Source organism: Paraburkholderia sp. RCC_158 (assembly GCF_041355255.1).
Lineage (GTDB): Bacteria > Pseudomonadota > Gammaproteobacteria > Burkholderiales > Burkholderiaceae > Paraburkholderia > Paraburkholderia graminis.
In genome coordinates, this window is record NZ_JBFUPM010000003.1 from 55,905 (window position 1) to 72,843 (window position 16,939).

11 protein-coding genes are annotated in these 16,939 nt (G+C 64.1%); 5 read left to right on the forward strand and 6 right to left on the reverse strand.

Annotation, left to right across the window (positions count from 1 at the left end; translation table 11 throughout):
• The 4 genes from AB6809_RS07335 to AB6809_RS07350 all read right to left on the reverse strand — a co-directional run bounded on the left by AB6809_RS07335 (position 1) and on the right by AB6809_RS07350 (position 6,807).
• On the reverse strand, positions 1 to 1,443 hold the full coding sequence (locus AB6809_RS07335) for a 3-oxoacyl-ACP reductase (RefSeq protein WP_371026215.1): 1,443 nt from the start codon (positions 1,441 to 1,443) through the stop codon (positions 1 to 3).
• A gap of 116 nt (positions 1,444 to 1,559) precedes the next feature.
• Positions 1,560 to 4,058 (reverse strand): acyl-CoA dehydrogenase, encoded by a 2,499-nt coding sequence (locus AB6809_RS07340; protein WP_371026216.1) that lies wholly within the window; start codon positions 4,056 to 4,058, stop codon positions 1,560 to 1,562.
• A gap of 130 nt (positions 4,059 to 4,188) precedes the next feature.
• Positions 4,189 to 5,169 carry a TetR/AcrR family transcriptional regulator gene (locus tag AB6809_RS07345; protein WP_371026217.1) on the reverse strand — a complete coding sequence of 327 codons (981 nt, stop codon included), beginning with the start codon at positions 5,167 to 5,169 and terminating at the stop codon, positions 4,189 to 4,191.
• Between the two features lie 390 nt (positions 5,170 to 5,559).
• Positions 5,560 to 6,807, reverse strand: a complete 1,248-nt coding sequence (locus AB6809_RS07350; protein WP_371026218.1) for an MFS transporter — start codon at positions 6,805 to 6,807, stop codon at positions 5,560 to 5,562.
• A gap of 433 nt (positions 6,808 to 7,240) precedes the next feature.
• On the opposite strand from AB6809_RS07350, the gene AB6809_RS07355 reads away from it, so the two are divergent.
• Positions 7,241 to 8,434 carry a hybrid sensor histidine kinase/response regulator gene (locus AB6809_RS07355; RefSeq protein ID WP_029971641.1) on the forward strand — a complete coding sequence of 398 codons (1,194 nt, stop codon included), beginning with the start codon at positions 7,241 to 7,243 and terminating at the stop codon, positions 8,432 to 8,434.
• Between the two features lie 33 nt (positions 8,435 to 8,467).
• Here the strand turns inward: AB6809_RS07355 and AB6809_RS07360 are convergent, their stop codons facing one another.
• Together AB6809_RS07360 and AB6809_RS07365 are read right to left on the reverse strand one after the other, a co-directional pair.
• A complete protein-coding gene (locus AB6809_RS07360; RefSeq protein ID WP_371026220.1) occupies positions 8,468 to 11,098 on the reverse strand; it encodes a response regulator in 2,631 nt (876 codons plus the stop codon).
• Between the two features lie 28 nt (positions 11,099 to 11,126).
• Positions 11,127 to 12,341: a hypothetical protein gene (locus AB6809_RS07365; protein WP_029971643.1), complete on the reverse strand. Its 1,215-nt coding sequence runs from the start codon at positions 12,339 to 12,341 to the stop codon at positions 11,127 to 11,129.
• A 421-nt stretch (positions 12,342 to 12,762) separates the two neighbouring features.
• Between AB6809_RS07365 and AB6809_RS07370 the strand changes: the two genes are divergently transcribed.
• The 4 genes from AB6809_RS07370 to AB6809_RS07385 all read left to right on the forward strand — a co-directional run bounded on the left by AB6809_RS07370 (position 12,763) and on the right by AB6809_RS07385 (position 16,937).
• Positions 12,763 to 13,557 (forward strand): OBAP family protein, encoded by a 795-nt coding sequence (locus AB6809_RS07370; RefSeq protein ID WP_371026221.1) that lies wholly within the window; start codon positions 12,763 to 12,765, stop codon positions 13,555 to 13,557.
• 203 nt (positions 13,558 to 13,760) lie between these two features.
• On the forward strand, positions 13,761 to 14,090 hold the full coding sequence (locus tag AB6809_RS07375) for a four-helix bundle copper-binding protein (protein ID WP_371026222.1): 330 nt from the start codon (positions 13,761 to 13,763) through the stop codon (positions 14,088 to 14,090).
• Between the two features lie 16 nt (positions 14,091 to 14,106).
• On the forward strand, positions 14,107 to 16,221 hold the full coding sequence (locus AB6809_RS07380) for a protein-L-isoaspartate(D-aspartate) O-methyltransferase (RefSeq protein ID WP_371026437.1): 2,115 nt from the start codon (positions 14,107 to 14,109) through the stop codon (positions 16,219 to 16,221).
• A gap of 107 nt (positions 16,222 to 16,328) precedes the next feature.
• The gene (locus AB6809_RS07385) at positions 16,329 to 16,937 is read left to right on the forward strand and encodes a cytochrome b/b6 domain-containing protein (RefSeq protein ID WP_371026223.1); all 609 of its coding nucleotides are present in this window, start codon (positions 16,329 to 16,331) and stop codon (positions 16,935 to 16,937) included.
• The last annotated feature ends 2 nt before the right edge of the window (positions 16,938 to 16,939 follow it).

Consider the following 16,939-nt stretch of genomic DNA (forward strand, 5'->3'; position numbering starts at 1 on the left):
TCAGGCTCCGATCAGGCTTTGTCCGCACACGCGCACCACCTGGCCGCTGATGCCGCCCGAGCCCGGATGCGCGAGCCACGCGATGGTCTGCGCGACGTCGACCGGCTGGCCGCCCTGGGCGAGCGAATTCATGCGGCGGCCGGCTTCTCGAAGCGTGAACGGCATCTTCGCGGTCATCTGCGTTTCGATGAAGCCCGGCGCGACCGCGTTGATCGTGATGCCGCGCGCGCGCAATAACGGCGCCATGCTTTGCACGCGGCCGATCACGCCCGCTTTCGACGTCGCGTAGTTGGTCTGCCCGAGATTGCCCGCAATGCCGCTGATCGACGACACGGCGACGATGCGGCCGCCGTCGCGCAGAATGCCGGCCGCGAGCAACGCGTCGTCGATGCGCTCCTGCGCGCACAGGTTGATGTCGATCACGCTCTGCCACATAGCGGCGGTCATCTTCGCGATGGTTTTGTCCTTCGTGATGCCGGCGTTGTGCACCATGATGTCGATGCCCTGATCGTCGAGCGCGGCGGCGATCTGAGCGGGCGCTTCGGGCGCGGCGATGTCGAAGGCGAGCGCGGTGCCGTTCAACTGGCGCATGGTCGCGTCGAGCGCGTCGCGTGCCGACGGAATGTCGATGCCGATCACATGCGCGCCTTGCGCCGCGAGCACGCTTGCAATGGCCGCGCCGATGCCGCGCGCCGCGCCCGTCACCACCGCGCGCCTGTTCGCGAGCGGCGCTTGCCAGTTCAAGGCCGCTGCTGCGCCGTCGTTCGCAAGAGAGCGCGCGGCGCTTGAGTCGGGGCCGTCGGCGGTTATGTGCACGACCTGACCCGACACGTACGCCGAGCGCGGCGACAGAAAAAAGCGCAGCGTGGCCTCGATCCGCGCTTCAGCGCCTTCGCCGACATAGACCAGGTTCGCGGTGATGCCGCGCCGCGCTTCCTTGCCGAGCGAACGCGTGAGGCCTTCGAGCGCGCGCTGCGCGGTCCATTGCCGCGGATTCGCGCAGTCCTGCGGCGGCCGCCCGAGCACGACGATGCGCCCGCACTTGCCGAGCGAGCGCAGCGTGTCGTGGAAGAACGCATGCAGCGGCTCCATCTGGCTGCTGTCCTCGATACCGCTCCCATCGAAGATCAACGCGGCAAGACGCGTGGCCGAGCCTGCCTCCGCCGCCTGAAAACGCCCCGTCATCAGACCGTGACGATGCGCGAGCGGCATCCACAAGCCGGCGCTTTCATGCGCGACGCTCGTCACGCCGATGCTTGCGACGAGATTCGCGAGCGCATCCAGCAGATGCGGCCCGCGCCCCGCGCCGATCGCAATCAGGCCGTCGAACTCGGGGCGATCCGCGCGATAGCGGCGCAGCACCTCGGGTTTCGGCAGACCCAGTGAACGCGCAAGACGCGCGCCGAACGGCGAATTGACGAAGTTCAGGTAAGAGTCGTTCATGTTGTTGGTTGCTCCGCTGGACACGTCCGCACGTCCGTCAGTGTGCACTGAGTTTCGCGCATCGGCGTGTTTCGCAGCGAGGTTTTTTCATGGCGAGGCCCGAGCCATGCTGCGCGTCACAGCGCGACTTCGAGCGCCGTTTCGAGTGCGTCCTTGCGTCGTTGCAGACTGGCGAGCAGGTCGAAGTCGGCGGGGAAGTCGTCGACCTTCACGACGTGTGCCGCGTAGCGCGCGTACTCGTCGAGCACGCGGCGCTCGTCGGCGTCGATCAGGCCTTGTTGCAGCGCGGCGTCGGCCCATGCGCCCAGTTGCACGACGCTCTGCGGCATCGGCTCGAGGCGGCGCGCTTTCACCGCTTCGCGAAGCTTATGCTCGATCTGCGTGAAGCGCGGGTTCAGCTCGAATACGAGTTCGCCGTAGCCAAGCGCATCGACGTCGGGATGCGGCACGTACGAATCGGAGACCAGCCGGTTGCGCGCCGCGCCAGGCGTCTGCATCAGTTCCGCGATCGCGCTGCCGAGGCGGTCGGACGGCTCGCGATGCGGCAGGCCGAACGGAAAGGCGAGCACGCGCACGAGGCCGGCGGCAAGGCGATTCGGATAATTGGCGAGCACGCCGTCGAGCGCCTGTTGCGCGCGATACAGCGAGTCCTCCACGCCCCAGCGCACGAGCGGCAGATCGTCTTCCTGACGGCCTTCGTCCTCGAAACGCTTCAGCGTTGCGGAGATCAGATAGAGCTGCGAGAGCACGTCGCCAAGACGCGCCGAAATGCGTTCGCGGCGTTTCAGATCGCCGCCGAGCACGAACATGGAGACATCCGCGAGCAGCGCGAAAACCGTGGCGATGCGCGTGGCCGCGCGATAGTACGCGTGCAGCGGCGCATGCGCGGCGCGCGGCGTGGCGACGAAGGCGCCGCCCGTGATGCCGTACACGACGCTGCGCACCACGTTCGACAGCGTGAAGCCGACGTGGCCGAAGAAGGCGTCGTCGAAATCGCGCAGCGCTTTGGCGCGGTCGGCTTCGCGCGTTGCGCTCATTTCCTTCAGCACGTACGGATGGCAACGAATCGCGCCCTGACCGAAGATGATCAGGCAGCGCGTGAGAATGTTCGCGCCTTCGACGGTGATCGCAATCGGCACCTGCTGATAGGCGCGTGCGAGAAAATTCGACGGCCCCATGCAAATGCCCTTGCCGGCGGTGACATCCATTGCGTCGTTGATGACCATGCGCGCGCGTTCGGTGATGTGATACTTCGCGATCGCCGAAATCACCGAAGGCTTTTCGCCGAGATCTACCGCATGCGCGGACAGGCGGCGCGCGGCGTCCATCACGTACAGATTGCCGCCCATGCGGCCGAGCGCTTCCTGCACGCCCTCGAACTTGCCGACGGCCGTGCGGAACTGGCGGCGCACGGCGGCATACGCGCCCGTGCCGCGCACGGCGAGCTTCGCCATTCCCACATTCGACGACGGCAGCGAAATCGCGCGGCCCGCCGCGAGACATTCCATCAGCATGCGCCAGCCGTTGCCCACTTGCGCGCGTCCGCCGATCACCCAGTCGAGCGGAATGAAAACGTCCTTGCCGGAGTTCGGGCCGTTCTGGAACACCGCGTTGAGCGGCCAGTGACGGCGCCCGATGTTCACGCCCGGATGATCGGTCGGAATCAGCGCGCACGTGATGCCGGGTTCGTCGTTCGAGCCGAGCAGACGGTCGGGATCGAGCGCGCGAAACGCGAGGCCGAGCACGGTGGCAATCGGCCCGAGCGTGATGTAGCGCTTGTCCCATGTCACGCGAAGGCCGAGCGTCTCGCGGCCTTCGTGCATGCCTTTACACAGGATGCCGACATCGGGAATCGCCGCGGCGTCCGAGCCGGCGTAGGGACTCGTCAGCGCGAAGCAGGGGATTTCATCGCCGCGCGCGAGACGCGGTAAATAGTGGTTCTTCTGCTCGTCGGTGCCGTAGTGCATCAGCAGTTCGGCGGGGCCGAGCGAATTGGGCACCATCACCGAAACGGCCGCGGCCGAGCAGCGCGTGGCGAGCTTCATGATGACCTGCGAATGCGCGTACGCGGAGAACTGCTTGCCGCCATACTGCTTCGGAATGATCATGCCGAGAAAGCCACGCTCCTTGATGAACTGCCATGCTTGCGGCGACAGGTCCTGCCACACCATGGTGGTTTCCCAGTCGTTCGCGAGGTCGCATAGCTGTTCGCATTCGTTGTCGAGAAAGGACTGCTCTTCGGCCGTCAACGTCGCTGGGCCGTAGCCTAGCAGCGTGTCCCAATGCGGACGGCCGGAGAAGAGTTCGGCGTCCCACCAGACGGTGCCGGCTTCGATCGCGTCGCGCTCGGTCGGCGACATGTCCGGCAGGATCTTGCGGAATGTGTCGAGCACCGGCTTCGCGAGCCACGCGCGGCGCAGCGGCTTCACGGCGAGCACGAGGGCAGGCAGCACCAGCACGATCGCGAACAGCGTGGTCGCGGCCACGCCCGCCGCTCCGCTCACGCGTACGGCGGCGACCCACGCGGCCATGAAGACCAGCCACCAGAGCGCGCGCGCCTGAACGTACACGAGCGCAAGCGCGCCGACGACCAGCAGTAGAACGAACCACGACATGACGTTTCCTCCCTGTTTCGATGATGCGTGCGAACGCATCCACGGCGCGTGGACGGTTCGTTTTTTTGATGTTGTGCGAGCAGGCTTGGCGTCGATTGGCGCTTGGCCTGCTTTTTGTCGAACGGCGTTTTTATGTCGCGCCGTGCCACACCTGCTGCAACGGACACGCTTCTATCGCACTGCCGCGAGATTCGCCGTCGAGGCTCGCATGTGCCGGTGTGTGTGCATGTGTATGTGCATGTGCTGATGCAGCCGACATGCCTGGGTTGCCTCGCGAAGCAGATGACCTCGCTGAGTCGTCAGCGTCGCGATGTGCTTCGTTCGCGGCATCGTTCGTAACGTGTTGGCTGTTCTGCGCGGCCGTGGCGGTGCTCGCGTCGCTGTCCGCATCCGCTTCGGTATCGTTATCCGTTGCGTCGCCGAGCACCGCCGCGAACATCGCCAGTTGCGACGCGTCGGGCAGCGGCGCCTTCAACGCGGCGACCATCAGCGATGCAAGACGGGCGATCAGTTGCAGATCGTTCATCGACTTGCCCTGCGAGAACTCCGCGATCAGGCTCTCGGTGTCGGCGCCTGCCAGCACGCCCGACAACGCGCCGATCGCAAAGTGCAGACGCCAGCCGAGTTCCTCGCGCGGCAGATGCGGCAACGCGCGCTGAAACGCGTCGAAAAAACGCACGGCCACCGACGCATAGTGCGCATTCAGAAAGTCGCGAATGAAGGCGGACGGGTCCGTGTAAGCGCGGCCGAGCAAGCGCAAAAACGCCTTGCCGCCGACGCGCGGATCGCGCGACAGCCGCAGCGCCGGAATGAACATCGCGCCGAGCACATGCTCGCAGGTGAGCCGTTCGCCGAGCATCTGATCGAAACGATCGAGCAGCTTGACGCGCTCTTCGTTGAGGCGGTCGAGCCGGCGCGACAGCATCGAGTGAATCAGCGATTCCTTGCTGCCGAAGTGATAGTTGACCGCCGCGAGATTCACTTCGGCGCGCGAAGTGATCTGCCGCATCGACATGGCCTCGTATCCGCAATCGATGAAGAGCGTCTCAGCGGCGTCGAGAATGCGTGACTTCGTATCGCCGGCGTGCCGGCTTGTTGTGCGACCTGCCATGTTGCGTCTCCCAGTTGCCGGGCGCCCGGCCCGCAAACAGGCGATTCAAATGTCAATTTGAAACAGCCGTTTTTTTCAGGATAAGAAGGATGGTGAAGGCGAGCAAGGGTTGCGTGTCGATTAACTCCTCTAGAAGACTCAAGGTTGGGCGCAACGCTTCGCGCGCAAAAAATAAAAAGGCCGTTCCGACGAATCGGAACGGCCTCGTATGAATCGGTGCTGATTGGTACTCTGTTTGGCCTGCGCTTATGCGCTAGTTCAATGCGGCACGCGCGCTATGTATGCCGTGGTGCTCTGTGCATACAGGCTGCGTGCCGTGGCGGTTCGAGCCGCCTTGTTGTCTATTGTGCCCGATAACGGCGCGGCGAAACAGTTGTTTGGTTCGAACGCTTAAAGCTGTCCTCCAACGGCGCGGCCTTGCACGTGTTCGCCGACATGCGCGGCCGACTGCGTCATGTCGATGCCGCGGCGCTCGCGGCTAAACGGAATCAGCGCGCAGATCACGAGCGCGACGACGCCGATCACGACCGCCATCACGAGTGCATAGTTGTTGCCGTGGGCTTCGGCGGCGCTCGCCTGCAGCGGTCCGTTCACCGACGCAATCAGATTGCCGAGCTGATACACGAGACCGGGGAAGGTCGCGCGAATTTCATCGGGCGAGATCTCGTTCAGATGAACCGGTATCACGCCCCATGCGCCTTGCACGGAGATCTGCATCAGGAACGCGCCCACCGCGAGCAGCACCGGCGTGCTCGAAAAAGCCCACAGCGGCAGCACCGGCAGAGCGATCAGCGCGGCGATAAAGATTGCGCGCTTGCGTCCGATCTTCTCGGACAACATGCCGAAAAAGAGCCCGCCGCAAATCGCGCCGATGTTCAGCGTGATCGTGATGAGCGACACCGTGTGCGCGTCGAACTGATGCTGCACGCGCAAGAAAGTGGGGTACAGGTCCTGCGATCCGTGAGAGAAGAAGTTGAACGCGGTCATCAGCACAATCGCGTACAGCGACAGCTTCACGTTCTTTTTCAACGTGGCGACGAGGCCGGGCCGTGCCTGCTTTTCGAGTGTTTTGAACGCGGGCGATTCCGGCACGTGCGCGCGAATGTACAGCACGAGCAGCGCGGGCAGCACGCCGACGAAGAACATGCCGCGCCAGCCGATATACGGAAAGAAGAGGCCGAACACCACCGACGCGAGCAGGTAGCCGCTCGGATAGCCGGCTTGCAGCAAACCGGAGACGATGCCGCGCGACTTCGGCGGCACGGTCTCCATCGTCAAGGCGCCGCCCACGCCCCATTCGCCGCCCATCGCGATGCCGAACAGCGCGCGCAGCACCAGCAGCGTCGCGAGGTTAGGGGAGAAACCGGACAGCAATTCGAGCAGCGAGAAACACGCGATGTTCACCATCAGCGTGGGCCGGCGGCCGTAGCGATCGGCGAGCCAGCCGAAAATGAGCGCGCCGACCGGCCGCATCATGAGCGTCAGCATAATGCCGAACGCGACATCGGGGATTTTCGTATTGAATTCCGCTGCAATATCTTTCAATACGAAAACCATCAGAAAGAAATCGAATGCGTCGAGTGTCCAGCCGAGATAGGCGGCGATCGTGACGTTTCTCTGCTCGCGTGTCCAGCTCATGGATTGTTCTCCTGGTCTCCATTCCGTTTTCGGTAAGCCGCGCGCGATGCCGATGACCGACACGCCCGTGGCATGGTCTTCGAGCGCGAGTGTACGCCGACCTTTAAGCGTCTGCAGGAATCCGCGCAGCGTTATCGGTGTTAATCCTGGAGCAATTATCGTGCTGAATGCGCAACTGAGGCGGAGTGTCGGTTTAATGTAATTATTGTATTGGGCTTGTTTGCGAAAGTGCATGCGATATGTAATGGAATGGATTGCGGAATGGATTGCCTATCAATTGCCCGATCAATTGCAAACGCGGCCTCATCCGGTCGCAATGACTTCGCTGTTTTGCGTAGCCCCGCAAGCTTTTCCGATGCGCTCGCGCCGCAACGGTAGAATGCAATCGACCGCCGACTGTCGGCATCCACGAATGGATGTGCCCGAAAACGCAATGAGCGATTCAACCCAAACGACAAATCAGACGGCAACGCCCGCGCCGCTCCAAACACCGTTCTCCGTCCTGTTCGTCGACGACGATGAGATGTCGCGCAACCACTTCGCCCGCGCCGTGCGCGACGATTACCGCGTGCATCTCGCGCGCGACGCCGACGAAGCGATGGCGCTGCTGCACGATCTGGGTCCCGAGATTGCCGTGCTCGTCACCGACTTTCGCATGCCGGGCCGCGACGGCGGCCATCTGCTGCGCGAAGTCGGAGAAACGTATCCGCAGATCGTGCGCATCCTCGTGACGGCGTATGCGGACAAGGACATGCTGCTGCAAACCTTCAATACCGGCGACCTGTTCCGCATCCTCGAAAAGCCGCTTCGCGTGGAGTCCGTGCGCGAGGTGCTGCGGCAGGCGGTGACGCGTTACGCCGAGCGCGAAACGCGTCAGCAGCGGCTGCTCGCGATGGACGAGACGCTTGCGTTCCTCGCTCATGAGCTGAACACGCCGCTCGCCGCGATCTCGCTCTTTGCGCGCTCGGTGGAGAACGACGTCGCGCAGGACTACGATCCCGAGCGTCAGCGCGAGATCGGTCTCGCGGCCACGTCCATGCTCAACAACGCGCAGTATTGCCTGACGCTGATCTCGTCGTTCTGGGCGACGGTGCACAAGAGCGGCGGCCCGCAGCCGGCGTCGGGCAGCGCGGCGCGCGAGGTGAAGGCGACGCGCCTCATCGCCACCTTGCTCGACTCGTATCCGTTTGCGGGCGCACAGCGCGAATGGGTCGCGGTCGACGCGCGCGGCGATTTTGTCATTCACGCGATGCCCAATTGCGTCGCGCTGGTTCTCTCGTCGCTGATCTCGAATGCGTTGCGCGCGCTCGACGGTTGCCCCGCGCCTTCGTTGCGCGTGGAAGTGGTGAGCGAACCGGAGCCGGAAATTCGTCTGCACGACAATGGTCCGGGCATCGAACCGGAGGTCAAGGCGCGCTTGCTGCTCGATCCGGTGACGACGCACGCCGGCCGCGGCGGTCACGGCATGGGCATGATCTTTTGCAACCGCATCATGCAATCGTTCGGCGGCGGGCTGCGGATCGAATCGGCGGTCGGCGAGGGCACGACCGTGACGATGCGCTTTCCGGGCATCAGAGGCCGGGTGCAGAGTGGCGTCGGCGAAGCGCGCGACAACGGCGCGATCTGAATCGCGCCTTTGACGCAGACGCCTTAGTCTTAGTTAATGCTCGCGCATCGCGATGCCGTTCGCGCTTGCCGACGCGGGATCGCCTGACGATTCGGGCAGGCCAGGCCTTACTGTCACCGACTCGAGATAGCGACGCAGCGCCTCGGTCGAGCGCTCGCCGAGTTCGCCAATCCGTTCCAGCCAGTCGGGTTCCGCGGGCCATGCGCCTTCGAGCGTACGTGGATAAATCTGCCGCGTGTACTGGTGCAACGCCTTCGCGCCGATGTTGCCGCTCGCGCCGAGCAGCAGATGCAGCGCGCCATGCGTGGCGTCCAGGTCGCGATCCGCGGCGTGCGCACGAAGCTGCGAAATCAGCGTGCGAATCTGCTCGATACCGCTTGAAAACGTCTCGTCGATGAGGCCGAGCGCGGCCAGCTCGCGCAGATGGTTCGTGTCGAGGAGATCGTTCTCGAGGATTGCGTTTTGCGTGTTGCCGGAGTCGAGCAGCGTCGGCAAGCGCCGCAGCTCGACCGCCGCGCCGGCACCGTTGCCACTTTTGCCACTCTTGCCGCCACCACCGCCACCACCACGCTGTTGCGCAAACTGCCTCGTGAGACACGCGTACAGCGATCCGCCTTGCACCGGCTTGACCATGACCTCGTTCATCCCCACGCTCATGCACGCCTGCACCGAGCCAATATCCGACTGGCTCGTGAGCGCGATGATCGGCACGCTCGCGTGCGCGTCGGTGCGCGCGCGAATGGCCGCGGCCGTCTCGAGCCCGCCCATGCCCGGCATGTTCATGTCCACCACGATCGCATCGATGACGGGTTCTTCGTCGAGCCGCTCCAGCACCGCCTGTCCATGTTCCGCCTCGACGACGCTCGCGCCGAAGCGCTCCAGATACGCCTTGGCGACGAGCCGGCTGTAGGTGTCGTCGTCGGCGACGAGAATCGACTTGCCGGAGAAGTCGTCGAAGCGCTGGTTCAGATGGCGCCGGTTGCCGTTCTCGAACAGCGCCTGCAGCGACGTGAACAGTTCCATCACGCTGCACGACTTGCTGATCATGTCGTCCATGCCGGCACGGCGCGCCAGCACTCGCGCGATGTTGCCCGGCTCCGACGTGTACGCGGCAACCAGCACGTTCCAGTTCGGATGATCGCGGTCCGCGCGCAACTGTTCGGTGGTGGTGTAGCCGTCGAGCACCGGCATGTTGACGTCCATCAGCACGAGGTCGTAAGCCGTCGCTTCGCGCAGCATCGTCAATGCCGCATGGCCGTTGTCAGCCTCGCTCACCTGCATGCCGACCTTCGATAACGTGCGTCGCGTGCGGATGCGCTGAGCGGCGTCGTCGTCGACGAGAAGAACGTGCTTGCCGTCGAGCACCGTCGTTGCGCGCGCAACCAGAGCGCGCTCGTGCGCGGCGACCTCGCTTTCGGTGACGGGCGGAAATTGCAGCGTGAATTGCGTGAACTTGCCGGGCTCCGACTTGCACGCGATGCTGCCGCCGAACGCGCGCATCGCGCGCTGACAGTACGCGAGCCCGAGGCCCGTGCCCGCCGAGTTGCCGGCGGTGCGAAACGGCTCGAACAGATGCGGCAGGATTTCCGGCGCGACGCCGCTGCCGGTGTCGTGCACCGTGACCGTGTGCCGGTCCACCGTCAGCGTGAGCGTGGCCGAAGCAAGCGGCGCAATGTGATGCAGCGCGTTCTTGATCAGATTGAAAAGCGTGAACAGGTAGACGGTTTCGTCGACCTTGAACATGAAATCCTCGAGCACGACGAGGCGAACCTTGCCGCGCTCCTTTTTATCCGCGAAGCCGTATTCGTCGAGTGCCTTGCGCGTGGTGGCCGCCGCGCTCAGGTAAGTGAGCGAGTCGGAGCGGATCTGTTTCGCGCTGACTTCATCGAGCGTCATCGCAATCACGCGCAGGCCGCGCTCGATCGACAACTGCCCATGCGCGATATGCCGGTACAGCAGGCCCGCGCCTGCACCGGACAGAGCGGGCCCGCGGCCGGCTTCGGTGAGCGCGGGCAGCGTTTCTTCCACGCGATCCAGAACGTGCTTTAACTGGCTGAGCGGGTTGCGCATTTCATGCGCGATGGACCCGGCGAGCGCCTGCAGCGCGCGATTTTTCTCGACAAAGATGCGTCCCTTGCTGATCGCATGAGCGAAGGCCATGCTGCACAGCACGACGACCGGCAGCACCGCGAGATCCGATTGATTCGCCGTACTGAGCACGATAGGAGCGGGCGAACTGGCCACCGCGGCCCATGCGCCCGACAGCATGCCGATGCCGATGCAGCCCATCAGCAGGAAAGGGTTGTCGATGCACAGCGCCATGATGAAGATCATCATGACCTCCGTCATCATCCACATGGTGGAGAACGAATTCCGGATAGCCAGGAACGTGCAAACGAACGGCAGCACGTAGATCAGGCAGATGTGCCAGTAGATCAGCAGGTACTGGTTGAAGCGCTTCGGCCAGCGCGCCTGGAAGATCAACGGAATGCAGAGCAACGCGGCGCTCAGACGCAGCGCCAGGTTGTCGTACGGCTGCGGCAGGATATAAGTCCAGACCAGGTAATAGATGGGGTGGCACACGAGGCCGAGTACGCCTCCCCATCGAATTGCAAACCGGCTTCGTTCAAGCACGTCCTGCATGCTTTCGCGCGGTATGATCATCTGGCCTCCAGAGACATTGACGACCCGGTCAAGTCATATTTGCAGTCACGCCCAGATCGAGGTTGATCGCCGAGCCGTCTTTGCCGTGAAAAGGTCCGACCGAGAATCCGTACTTTTTCAGCAGGCCATGAGTATAGGAGACGGACCACACAGGCGGACTGCCGATGATGAAGTCCGAAGCAATCCCTTCCTGCCAGGCGGCATAGCCCTCGGCGAAACAGGTATAGCAGTCGCGCGTAGTAGGCAGTCGGAACGGGAACCTCGAATCGAGACCGGCGGGGCCGCGCGCGAAGCATTCAATATATAGCGTATGTCCGCGCGACGCGAGTTCCGCTTCCACGCTTGCCGCGCGCGGATGCGAGTCGTCGATCCAGAAGCGCGCGCGCTTCAGATCGGCGGCGGTGAGATACGGCACGCTGGTGCTGCTCGCGAGGATCGCGCCGTCGAACTGCGGCAACGGCGTGTCGGGGCTGAAGGTGTGGACCGATACCTTCGTGCGCCCGAGCAGGTCGGCCGCCATCAGTTCGCGCGCCTGGTCCGCGAGCAGATTGACCTTGTCGGGCAGATCGATCAGCACCAGTTCCGTCGGTGTTTCCTTGTACAGCAGGTACTTCGCCACCGTGGTGCCGAGCCGGCCGGCCGCGCCGAAGAGCGCGAGCTTGGTCTTGCCGAACTCGAGATCGAGCTCGTTGCAGCAGTGAATCGCCCAGTCCTTCAGCATCGCCGCAGTCGCCGCATGGCCCGTGGTGATGTGCGGCGGCTTCGTCTGCCGCGGCAGCGCCCCATAGTTGCAGGCATAAGGCGTCGAGGCGCCCATTGCCACCATGTTCAAGCCAGCCTGCCTCGCCAGTTCCAGCGCGGGGAAGAATTGCGTTTCGCGAAACCGCTTGATGCCGCGTGGACTGCCGAGCCAAAGCTCGAGCGGCACCGGGCAGGCAATGTTCGCGCCGATCATCTGCGAGCCCGAATAGATCGGCGACGCGATAAAAGGCTTGGTGCGCCAAAGCTCTTCTTCGAATGACTCGCTTCGGGTTTTGACATTGTGAAAGGAGAAAGCAAGCGTATCCCAGTCTGTAGCGTGAAAGAGAAAGCCGACACCGCCCTGGCCCGCCGGCAGATTGTCGCGAATCTGCTCGGGGTGGATCGTGTGCTTGAGTGTCAGCGGCGCACCGGATAGATGCAGCCTCGAGGTGCCGTGCCCGTGTTGGCCGGTCGATCGATCGTTGTAAAGAGACGTTCCCATTTGTTTTTCCCTGGTTTCCTCTGGATGACCCGCGCTGCGTGTTAGCGCGGCTTCGCCAGCCGCCATTGGCCGGCGATCCATCAACTCTAGAGAAATCCAATAGTTTTTGTCCGTGTGTTCGTGCGCATCGCCCGCCGTTGGGGGGATTGCGCGGCTTGGACCGCGCCGGCTTGGCGGGATTTGCGGCTTGGGCGGGCGGTCGGCTGGCGGCCGGCTTGCTGCGAATCGCGCGCGGCTGGGCATAGGCGATGCTGGTTTTGATCAGGCTGGGCCTGAGCCTGAGCCTGGGCCTTCGACGGCGTCGCCGCCAGGCAACCCGCCGTGCGGACGCGTCAGCGCCGCCTCGTCTTGAAACCGTACCGTCGCGCGAAGCCGGATCGCCCAAGCGCCGGCCGCGCGCCCATCCGTGGAGGAAACCCGTATGAACCGACCTGCCGCGTGCGGCTGCCGCCGCGCTTTCACGTCGTCGATACTCAAAAGCGTGCTGCTGCTGCCGTTCGCGAGCCTCTTCGTGCCCGAGGCGCGGGCGCAGCACAATCTCGGCGTGCCGCCGCGGGGTTCGCAAAAGAGCGCAAAGAGCAAGGCGCTCGCCGCGGGCGCCGACGTGTTGCAGAACCGCAAGCCGATCGACGCGATGAGCGCCTACCTGAACGGCTTTCATTTTTACGCCGACGACATGGGCCGCCAGGTCGAGGCGCATCACTTCTGCACGCATGTGACCGAGGATTTTCACCAGTGCGTGATCTTCGATTCCAACGAGAGCAACGCGAAGCTGATCGGCATCGAGTACATCGTCAGCGAGCGCATTTTCAAATCGCTGCCCGACGACGAAAAGAAGCTCTGGCACAGCCATCATTACGAGGTGAAATCGGGCGAACTCGTCGCGCCGCGCATTCCCGAACTCGCCGAACATGCGCTGATGCAGGACCTCGTGACGACTTACGGCAAGACCTGGCACACATGGCAGATCGACCGCGACGCGAGCCTGCCGCTCGGCATCCCGCAACTGATGATGGGCTTCACACGCGACGGGCAGATCAATCCGCCGATGCTCGACGCGCGCGACACGCGGTTTCGCACGTCGACGGTCGAAGCGAGGCGCAAGCGCGCCGACATCGCCGAGCCGCAAGTGGTGAAGGGCGCGAACGCGTGGGAAAGCGGCAAGACCGTGCAACTGACGTTGGCCGAAGTGGACGTGAGAAATCTGCGGCGCTGACACGCATCGGCACGCGAGGTTTGCCTAATACCCGCGCCTGCGAATCGCGACCGCATTGGCACCGAAACACTGCGGCGCGACGCTGCTGCCCAAGCAGAAAAACCGCAGCCGGAATGCGCTTTGCTGCTCATCATGCAGGACGCGCGACGCGTCGGCGCGTTGCGTCGTCGATTGAAAATTCGACTCGTCAGAAGGAGGTCACCATGACGCACGAACAGTTTCAGGCCTGTATTTCAGCCTGCGATGCGTGCGCGCTCGCCTGCGGCCACTGCGCCGGCTCTTGCCTCGCGGAAGAGGGCGTGGCCGACATGACCCGATGCATCGAACTCGACATCGATTGCGCGGCGGCTTGCCACTTCGCATCGGCTGCGATGGCGCGCGGCAGCAGCGAAGCCGCCACGATCTGCCGCATGTGTGCCGACATTTGCGACGCCTGCGCAGCGGAATGCGAAAAGCACGAAGCGCAGCACTGCAAGGATTGTGCTGCGTCGTGCCGCGCGTGCGCGAAAGCGTGCCGCGCAATGGCATCGTGATGCATGAAGGCCCATGATGGACGAATCGACAGTCAATGAAGAGGCGTTCGACGAAGCGCGGCAGCAGATGGTCGAAAGCCAGATCGCCGCGCGCGGCGTGCGCGATGCGCGCGTGCTCGACGCGATGCGCGAGGTGCCGCGGCATCTGTTCGTGCCGCCGGAGCTTGCCGAGTTTGCCTACAGCGACACGCCGTTGCCGCTGGCCGATGGCCAGACCATCTCGCAGCCGGTGATCGTCGCGCGCATGCTGGAGGCGGCGCAGTTGTCGCCAGGCGATCGCGTGCTTGATGTCGGCACCGGTTCGGGTTATGCGGCGGCCGTCGCGTCGAGGATCGTGGCCCACGTGGACAGCATCGAACGGCATGCGTCGCTCGCCGACAGCGCGCGGCAAGCGCTGCACAAGCACGCTTTCCACAATGTCGCCGTGCATCACGCGGACGGCACGCGCGGCTGGCCCGCCGCGGTGCCGTTCGATGCGATCATCGCGGCTGCTGGCGGCCCCGATGTGCCGCAGGCGTGGCGCGAGCAACTGGCGATCGGCGGCAGGCTCGTGATGCCCGTGGGGGCGTCGACGGAGACGCAGCGGCTTATCAAGGTCACGCGCCGCAGCGACACGGAGTTCGACGAAGAGGACATCTGCGGCGTGCATTTCGTGCCGCTGATCGGCGAGCAGGGCTGGCCGGAGGAAGACGGCGTTGCGGCGGCGGGTGCTGAGCAGTCGAGTGAAGCGGGTGGTGGGGTTTCGGTGGATGAGCCGCAGGGGCAACAGCGAGGGCCAACCCGAGCGCGAACGCAAAGACCAACGCCCAAGCAAGCGCGAACCCAGCGCCAACCCCATTCGCTAGCCGGCCTGATCGCAGCGAGCGCGCGTCCGCTGCCTGAGCCCGAAGACGACAGCTTCGCCGACGCGTTCGATCATCTGCGCACGAAGCGAGTCGTGCTGCTCGGCGAATGCAGTCACGGCACGTCGGAGTTTTACCGGGCGCGTGCGGCGATTACGCGGCGGCTCGTCGAGCGGCATGGCTTCACGATCGTCGCGGTGGAAGCGGACTGGCCCGATGCGGCGGTCATCGACAGTTACGCACGCGCGCGCGAGCCGCGCAACGGCGAGCCGCCGTTCCAGCGCTTTCCGGTATGGATGTGGCGCAACGAAGAGTTCGCGGCGTTCGTCCGCTGGTTGCGCGCGCATAACGAACAGCAGAGCGACGGACGGCGCCGTGGTTTTTATGGGCTCGACATGTATAGCCTGTCGGCGTCGATTGCGGCCGTGCTCGATTATCTCGATCGCACCGATCCCGAGGCGGCCAGGATCGCACGCGAGCGCTACGGCTGCCTCACGCCGTGGCAGAAGGACCCGCAAGTGTACGGACGCGCGGCGTTTTCAGCGGGCTTCAAAACTTGCGAGAATGCGGTGATCCAGCAGTTGCAGGACCTGTTGCGCAAACGGCTCGACGAGGCGAACGTCGACGGCGAGCACTGGTTCGATGCGACGCAAAACGCGCGGCTCGTGGCATCGGCGGAACGTTATTACCGGACCATGTACCGCAGCTCCGCCGCAAGCTGGAACCTGCGCGACACGCACATGTTCGAGACGCTCGAAAGCCTGCTCGACTCGCAAGGCCCCGACAGCCGCGCGGTGGTGTGGGCGCATAACTCGCACATCGGCAACGCGGCCGCGACCGAAATGGGCCGCGTGCGCAACGAGCTGAACGTGGGGCAGCTATGCCGTGAACGTTTCGGCGACGCGGCCGCGTTGATCGGATTCGGCACGCACAGCGGCGACGTCGCCGCCGCGTCCGACTGGGACGGACCGATGGATATCAAGGCGGTGCGGCCTTCACGCGAGGACAGTTACGAGTATCAGTTTCATGCGTCCGGCGAGCCGCGCTGCGTCGTGGACCTGTCGAGCGGCGCGGACGCGCTGCTGCGCGCGCGCTTGAGCGAGGCGCGGCTCGAACGCTTTATCGGCGTGATTTACCGGCCCGAGACCGAACTGCATAGCCACTATGCGGAAGCCGTGCTGCCCGAGCAATTCGATGCCTATGTCTGGTTCGACACGACGCGCGCCGTCGAGCCGCTGGCCACGCGCGCGACCGAACGCGCGCCGGACCTGTATCCGTTTGGCGTATGAAGGGTGGCGCCGAAATAAATTTATCGTGCGATGGAATAGCTGCCCACACGCGCTGTTAACGCCCATGACAGTGCCGATTTTTTGCAGCTATCCACCACGAGGCCGCCTTGAATTACGCCACAATTCGTCATGCCACGATTCAACCCGCATGGGTTCGGATCTCACACTGGGTCAACGCGCTCGCCGTCACGCTGATGGTGATGAGCGGTTGGCAGATCTATAACGCTTCGCCGATCTTCGCGGGCTTGCGGTTTCCTGCCGCGATCACGCTGGGTGGCTGGCTCGGCGGCGCGCTGCAATGGCATTTCGCGATTATGTGGATGCTGGTCGCGAATTTCGCCGTGTACGTCGCGCTCAATATTGCTTCGGGCCGTTTGCAGCGCAAGCTGCTGCCGCTCAGCTTGCGCTCGCTGATGAGCGATCTCACCGCCGCGCTGCGCGGCAAGCTCGGGCACGACGACCTCGCGCATTACAACGCGGTGCAGAAGTTCGCGTACCTCGTGGTGATCGTCGATATTGTGCTCGTTATCCTGTCCGGGCTCGCGATCTGGAAGTCCGTGCAGTTCCCGCTGCTGCGCACGCTGATGGGCGGATACGACAACGCGCGGGTCGTGCATTTCGTCGGGATGAGCGTGCTGGTGGCGTTCTTCGTCGTGCATGTGGCGATGGTGGCGCTCGTGCCGCGCTCGCTTCTCGTAATGATTCGGGGGCGCTGATC

Coding starts and splice junctions, on each gene's coding strand:
- AB6809_RS07380 (WP_371026437.1), top strand. CDS start 14,107: ATGGACGAATCGACAGTCAATGAAGAGGCGTTCGACGAAGCGCGGCAG.
- AB6809_RS07355 (WP_029971641.1), top strand. CDS start 7,241: ATGAGCGATTCAACCCAAACGACAAATCAGACGGCAACGCCCGCGCCG.
- AB6809_RS07345 (WP_371026217.1), bottom strand. CDS start 5,169: ATGGCAGGTCGCACAACAAGCCGGCACGCCGGCGATACGAAGTCACGC.
- AB6809_RS07350 (WP_371026218.1), bottom strand. CDS start 6,807: ATGAGCTGGACACGCGAGCAGAGAAACGTCACGATCGCCGCCTATCTC.
- AB6809_RS07340 (WP_371026216.1), bottom strand. CDS start 4,058: ATGTCGTGGTTCGTTCTACTGCTGGTCGTCGGCGCGCTTGCGCTCGTG.
- AB6809_RS07335 (WP_371026215.1), bottom strand. CDS start 1,443: ATGAACGACTCTTACCTGAACTTCGTCAATTCGCCGTTCGGCGCGCGT.
- AB6809_RS07360 (WP_371026220.1), bottom strand. CDS start 11,098: ATGATCATACCGCGCGAAAGCATGCAGGACGTGCTTGAACGAAGCCGG.
- AB6809_RS07365 (WP_029971643.1), bottom strand. CDS start 12,341: ATGGGAACGTCTCTTTACAACGATCGATCGACCGGCCAACACGGGCAC.
- AB6809_RS07370 (WP_371026221.1), top strand. CDS start 12,763: ATGAACCGACCTGCCGCGTGCGGCTGCCGCCGCGCTTTCACGTCGTCG.
- AB6809_RS07375 (WP_371026222.1), top strand. CDS start 13,761: ATGACGCACGAACAGTTTCAGGCCTGTATTTCAGCCTGCGATGCGTGC.